Below are 6,524 nucleotides of genomic sequence, written 5' to 3' on the forward strand. Positions count from 1 at the left end.
CCATTACCAATCTAATTTCCATGTTCCTCAGCCCCAAAATGCTCTTTGCTTCCAAATTTATTCAGCAATACATGCACTTCACTTTTTGATTTGGCGTTCATCAAGCTGGTTCTGAGTTCACTTGCCCCTCGAAATCCACGGACATAGATTTTGAAGAAACGGGTAAGCGCACTAAACGAACGCGGTTCCTCTGCTGAGTATTGATCATGCAGATCCAGATGGAGCCGCAGCAGATCAAGCAATTCTTCACTGCTGTGCTCCTTCGGCTCTTTCTCAAATGCATATGGATTTTGAAAAATACCGCGACCAATCATAATACCGTCGACACCGTATTGCTCTGCAAGCTGCTGGCCGGTCTGACGGTCAGGGATATCCCCATTAATGGTCAGAAGTGTATCTGGCGCCACCTCATCACGAAGCTTCTTAATCTCCGGAATCAGTTCCCAATGAGCTTGTACTTTGCTCATTTCCTCTCTTGTCCGAAGATGAATGGACAGATTAACAATGTCTTGTTTCAAAATATGGGTTAACCAGTCACGCCATTCGTCTAGGTCACTAAAACCGAGCCTTGTTTTCACACTGACAGGCAGTCCCCCGGCTTTGGCGGCTTGGATGATATCCGCTGCGATTTCAGGACGGCAGATCAGACCGCTGCCCTTCCCATTCTCTGCTACATTGGCCACTGGACAACCCATATTAATATCGATGCCTTTGAAGCCTTCTTTCGCCATGCCGATGCTCATTTCACGGAAAAATTCTGGCTTATCTCCCCAGATATGTGCTACTATGGGCTGTTCATCTGGGGTAAATGTCAAGCGCCCACGTACACTTTTGTTCCCCTCTGGGTGACAATAACTCTCCGTATTCGCAAACTCCGTAAAATACACATCCGGTCTGCCTGCCTCACTTACCACATGGCGAAACACAACATCTGTCACATCTTCCATGGGTGCCAGTACAAAAAAAGGACGTGGTAAATCGCGCCAAAAGTTTTCTTTCATCATTAAAAACCCCTCTATACCTACCAGAACAATCGTTGTCCTTAGAATAGTAAAATATTTGCTGTCAGTGGAACATTGTTCAAACACCCTCACAGGTTAACAACAGACATTCCATAAAGTACACGACTTTATTATAAACTGAATAACGTCATGATGGGTATGTCCCCTTCGTACCGCCAACAATGTTTCATAATTACACCATGTTTTTTTGCAATTGGGAATGTCTCCGAATAAAAACTGGCTGCTGATCGGGTCTCCTAGCGACAACGACCAACAATTTATTGTTCTCAGAAATGAGTAGCTTTCATTTCTCCTCACTTACACAAAAACAAACATATGTAAGTACTAATTGAGCCGCCATAAACAATTTTTTCCGTCACCCAATCCTTCCCCAATTCATATTTGTATGCAGCAGCAATAACTCCAAGTTCGCCACAGTCAACCTCTTCCTAAACGAAGTGTAGTCGGTCACCTCTGACGCGAACTGCTTCAATATACGATTCCCAGCCTTTCGTCTGCAATGACATCAAGTTCTTGTCAATTTCGGTAATGGGATCAAGTTCTTGTCATCTGGTTTTGACAAGAACTTGATCCCATAAATAAAAAAGCCGCGATTTTTGCGACCTTTAATGAGATAATGTTCTTGTCATCCGACATTTCCTGTTAGCTTAACATGAAAATCAACACTAAACGTTAACAGAGCCAAATAAAATTTTATAATTCTCTAACCGAGCTTGTACCGCTTGTCAAACGTTCATGGATGAGTTGTGCAGCTTGCTTTTGGTGCTGCAGCCGATACTCGGCACATGCCTTATGAAAACGATAAAAAGGTGTAGATAATATCCGAATGTTTTCTTTCGTTTTTGCTTTCTTCAGAGGATCATTCTTGTAGTAGCCTAAACGATCTATGTGTTTATTGATTTTTTCTCTAAGCGAGATGATAAACCCTATAGCTATTTGTGTTTTTTCCAATTCCTGCAAATCAGAAGCAAGAGCTTTACTAATTATTTGAAAGTTTCGGATAACGAGATCCTTTCGAATCGTTATCGTTTCAGGTGTGAAGTCTTCCCGATAACTTTGACCTGGAATTTGATTCCAGAAGGCATCCCAATCCTGTAAAAGTTCCATTTCATATAACACAAATTTAAGAAATCCACATAACCATGCGGTACAACTAGTGTTGCGACGTTGACATCCCATGCCGTCCAAGAGATGTCGACATCCACTGCAGCAGGAACCGCCATTCTCAATACAGACGCTACAAATGTGCTCAGCTCCGGCTTCACGAAGAAAATGAAGCCCCTTTTCAATAACCAAATCTTTACTGACTTGCTTACGAGTAGATTTCTTGCCGTTCCCGGTCATCGATTTATCATCAGCTTTTTCATTTATTGTGGAGCCAGGCATTTTCGTTCACTCACCCCTCCGACTTAATTAATAATTATATATTCAAATATATAGATATATAATACATTATACACTGCCAAGAAGCCGATAACAATTCTCCAAGCACTGCCCTGAACGAACTAACAAAGCGTTATTTCAATCATTTGTCACATTGTGCTATCATATTCATATATTCAAAAGTTTAATGATTAAGGGGCAAAAGCCATGAATCAGATCCAACAATTTAAAGCTGAGTTTTTCAAGGCACTCGCTCATCCGATGCGAATTCGTATTCTTGAAGTTCTATGCGAAGGCGACAAGAACGTAAATGAGTTGCAAAGTATATTGGGTTCGGAGGGTTCAGCCGTGTCCCAGCAGCTGGCCGTACTTCGGAATAAGAATGTCGTCTTAGGGCTAAAAGAAGGAACGACGGTCATTTATTCATTACGAGACCCTTTGATCAAAGACTTGTTAATTGTAGCTAAACAGATCTTTGATAATCATCTCGTCGATGCGATCTCCCTACTGGAGGACATTCGGAAAGAGTCATAAAACCAATCAAAAAAGGGTATCCATGAGTAAGAAAAAGGATGCCCTTTTTTGTATTTCACTGTGGTTCTTCGTGAACGAAAATGCATTCTTTCGCGTTGACACCGTATACATACAGGAGTATTATTTTATATATATTCAAATAATCAAATATATAAGGAAAAGAAGGAAAGTCAAATGAAATGGACAGGAAGATTTGAAGGATATCATCCATCCGCATTCAAAAAAGATCTCATCTCCGGCCTGATCGTGGGGATTATCGCCATTCCGCTTGGAATGGCTTTTGCTATTGCATCAGGTGTCAAGCCTGAATATGGCATCTATACAACGATTATAGCTGGGATATTAATTTCACTGTTTGGCGGTTCCAAATTCCAAATTGGCGGACCAACTGGAGCTTTTATACCTGTTCTTTTCGCAATTGTCATGCAGTATGGATACGAGAATCTATTGATTGCCGGTGTTCTAGCCGGTATTATTCTTGTACTTATGGGAGCATTAAAGCTCGGGGCATTAATCAAGTTTATCCCCCGTCCCGTTACGATTGGATTTACAGGAGGCATTGCAGTCATTATTTTCAACGGGCAGATCGCTAACTTCCTCGGTCTGCAAGATATTGAAAAACATGAATATTTTTTACCTAACATGAGAGAAATATTGATTCATCTATCGACCATTAATCTGTATAGCGTCTTGACTGCTGGAATCGGTTTAGTTGTTATGATTGTAACACCGAAATATCTGACTAAAGTGCCGGGATCACTAGTCGGGCTCGTCGTATCAAGTCTCATTGCAGCCCTGTTCTTTAAAGGAAGCATAGCTACAATCGGATCTACCTATGGAGCCATACCGAGTACATTACCACATTTTCATTTACCTGAGATAACATGGAATAAGGTTGTAACCCTCATTCGTCCCGCACTCATAATCGCACTATTAGGGAGCATTGAATCTTTATTATCAGCCGTTGTGGCTGATGGAATGACCGGAAGCCGTCATAACAGTAATCGAGAACTAATTGGCCAAGGCATCGCCAACATGGTTACTCCTCTGTTCGGCGGAATTCCCGCCACAGGAGCCATTGCACGAACAGCAACAAATATTAAGAATGAAGCGGTGTCACCTATGTCTGGCATCATACACGGCGTAATTGTATTACTTGTACTCATTCTGCTGGCCCCCTATGCTTCACATATCCCGCTTGCAAGCATGGCTCCCATTCTGATGTTGGTAGCTTGGAATATGAGTGAGCGGAAGATGTTTATGTACGTCCTGAGAACAAGAACGACCGACTCCTTCATTTTACTGATCACTTTTTTCTTGACTGTCTTTACAAATTTGACAACCGCAGTAGAAATAGGCCTCATTCTGTCTATTATTCTGTTTGTCAAACGAATGAGTGAGATATTGACGGTAGCAAAAGTGCTGCCCGATCCTACTTTTACTCATGAAAAAGTAAAGGCACATGTGGTGACCGCGGATCACGACTGTCCGCAAATCAATATTTTTTCAATTGATGGTCCTTTATTCTTCGGTACAGCGAATAAGTTCGAGAGCTCAATAATGGATAACCTTCACAGTCAGTCGAAAATTGTATTGCTGCGTATGGGGAAGATCCCTTTTATGGACACTACGGGCGAGTCTCGCCTTATGGTTTTAGTGAAACATGTTCAGAAGCTTGGTGGTATTGTTTTAATTTCGGGTATCCAGCCACAGCCACTTGACATGCTGAAAAGGACAGGAATGAATGATTTTATTGGGACGGACCATTTTTTTGAACATACAGGCTCTGCGATTGAATATGCGATCACTTGCTTAGACAACAATAAGTGCCTGGGTTGTAAACACTTTGCTTTCCGTGAATGTACCGCTTTATCGACTATAGAAATTACCCAATGATTACATGATCATCTCTGACTTTTACTACTTCATATGATGACAAGCAGTGCGTAATATTTAATAAACTTGTTCTGAAGTAACAGCCGATCTAGCTAATCGGCTTTTTTTAATGCGCTTTTGTAGGTACTCCCCTTCAAATTATTTATAAATCTACCATTTCACCAATCCCATTGGCCCCTACTTTAGCCGTCTCATCAGATAACATACGAAAACTCAACATATATTGCGGTTGCAATATTGTGCCCGTTAGCATTCCTGTAGATGGATTAATTTCGTCTTTGAAAAAAGAAAAGCGCCTCGGTACGATGGGAGTACGCAACGGGTCATAGCCCTTAATAATCCCATCATCCAGGAGGACGCTCTACTATGAAGTTTAAATCGCAGGAGAAACAAAATCAACTCATTGAAAAAATTACCGCTCACCATCTGGTGGTCGGGATCGACATCGCTCAGCAAACACAATGTGGCACGGGCTGTTAACTTTCGAGGAATTGTTGTTGGCAACCCTCTCTCCTTCTCAAATGACGAAAAAGGATTTCAAATCCTGCTTCGGTGGATCCATTCATTGCAAGCAACACATGGTTTAACGGCGGGATCTTTGTGTCTCTGAAGCACAATGTTGGAGAATTTGTGCTTTTTTTGCTGACATCAATTCTCCTACACAAAAAAATGAATAGCTTGATTTTCTCAAGCTTTTACTCGTTAAATTGTGTAGGTGGATTTGTGTCGCTAGACACCAGCCTTCATAATCGACCTCCTGTTATGACATGCCTTGTAATTGCATGCATGCTTCTATTATGGGATTGGAGGGTGAGGACCATACTATCGATATAAGGTATTCTCGACAGCCGCGGAGTAGCCCCGATCTTTAATTTCATAAGGAGAAAAGTGATTGGTCAAGTCAGAACCTCCATTAATTAATTGTTTACATAGGTCATATCATTAACTCTTCGCCTATCGGATATTCCCATAGTCCCAGTTTTCCCTTCACTGGAATATAGGGCTTCAGCAGACGGAAACCCGCTATTTCCCACGCAAAATAACCTGGACTATAATCGCCTAACAGGAAGTCATCCCCCGTCACGACCTTCCCGCAATCCAGAATGGCTGACGTATGATTAGCGTCGATGACTTGATAACAATTCGTAAGCTCGCAAGTTGCAAGGATTACCCCCGTAGGAAGGTTTTGTTCCGTATAGCCATTCTTGGCGAGTAAAGAACGGATGGGTTCATATTTGCAGGCCTGCTTATCGACTTTCTGGCTTGCATGAATGGCCAACGGACCGCGATACCGGGTCTTCCAGGATCTTGTTTCATAGAGAGTCTCGTCTTGGACAAGCAGAGTCGCCCACGGTTGAATCATGGATAATACTTTCATTCCTCTACGCTCCAATACTGTTCAAAATGAAGTACTATTCCCCAAACAATCTCCAGACTTTCCATACCCTCCCCACTTACACCCATAAAAAACCTCAAAAGAAAAAGCTGTATTCAGAAATCAACGTTTCCCCTCCAGTTATTATGGACCGTTCGGGAGGTGTTTCTATATTTAGCTCTCACTCTTCAGCTAACGCTCCTCGAAGAAAAGGCTGCCGAGCGGCAGCCTCCAAATTCTTTATAACCCTAAAGTCAAAAAATACATTTTCAATGCAAATAGAGTCAACTTTGAAAGCGAGATATTTACTAAAA

5 protein-coding genes and 1 pseudogene are annotated in these 6,524 nt (G+C 41.9%); 3 read left to right on the top strand and 3 right to left on the bottom strand.

What is annotated here, in order from left to right; all coding sequences use genetic code 11:
• Positions 1-11: 11 nt before the first annotated feature.
• Together I8J30_RS32265 and I8J30_RS32270 are read right to left on the bottom strand one after the other, a co-directional pair.
• Complete coding sequence (locus I8J30_RS32265) at positions 12-1,001, bottom strand: tRNA dihydrouridine synthase (RefSeq protein ID WP_210664448.1); 990 nt, start codon at positions 999-1,001, stop codon at positions 12-14.
• A 714-nt stretch (positions 1,002-1,715) separates the two neighbouring features.
• A complete protein-coding gene (locus I8J30_RS32270; RefSeq protein ID WP_210664442.1) occupies positions 1,716-2,408 on the bottom strand; it encodes a hypothetical protein in 693 nt (230 codons plus the stop codon).
• Positions 2,409-2,612: 204 nt separating this feature from the next.
• Here I8J30_RS32270 and I8J30_RS32275 point away from each other — a divergent pair, with 204 nt between their 5' ends.
• From I8J30_RS32275 to I8J30_RS32285, 3 genes and pseudogenes are all read left to right on the top strand, one after another.
• Positions 2,613-2,939, top strand: coding sequence for an ArsR/SmtB family transcription factor (locus I8J30_RS32275; protein ID WP_210664443.1), 327 nt, complete (start codon positions 2,613-2,615; stop codon positions 2,937-2,939).
• Positions 2,940-3,113: 174 nt separating this feature from the next.
• Complete coding sequence (locus I8J30_RS32280; protein ID WP_210664444.1) at positions 3,114-4,835, top strand: SulP family inorganic anion transporter; 1,722 nt, start codon at positions 3,114-3,116, stop codon at positions 4,833-4,835.
• 366 nt (positions 4,836-5,201) lie between these two features.
• Positions 5,202-5,424 (top strand): annotated as a pseudogene (locus tag I8J30_RS32285) (IS110 family RNA-guided transposase); the annotation flags it as partial.
• Between the two features lie 345 nt (positions 5,425-5,769).
• On the opposite strand, the gene I8J30_RS32290 reads toward I8J30_RS32285, so the two are convergent.
• Entirely contained in the window at positions 5,770-6,213 is a 444-nt protein-coding gene (locus tag I8J30_RS32290; protein ID WP_210664445.1) for an ASCH domain-containing protein, read from the bottom strand.
• Between the last annotated feature and the right edge of the window lie 311 nt (positions 6,214-6,524).

Source organism: Paenibacillus lignilyticus (genome assembly GCF_017942085.1).
GTDB classification, from domain to species: Bacteria; Bacillota; Bacilli; order Paenibacillales; family Paenibacillaceae; genus Paenibacillus_Z; species Paenibacillus_Z lignilyticus.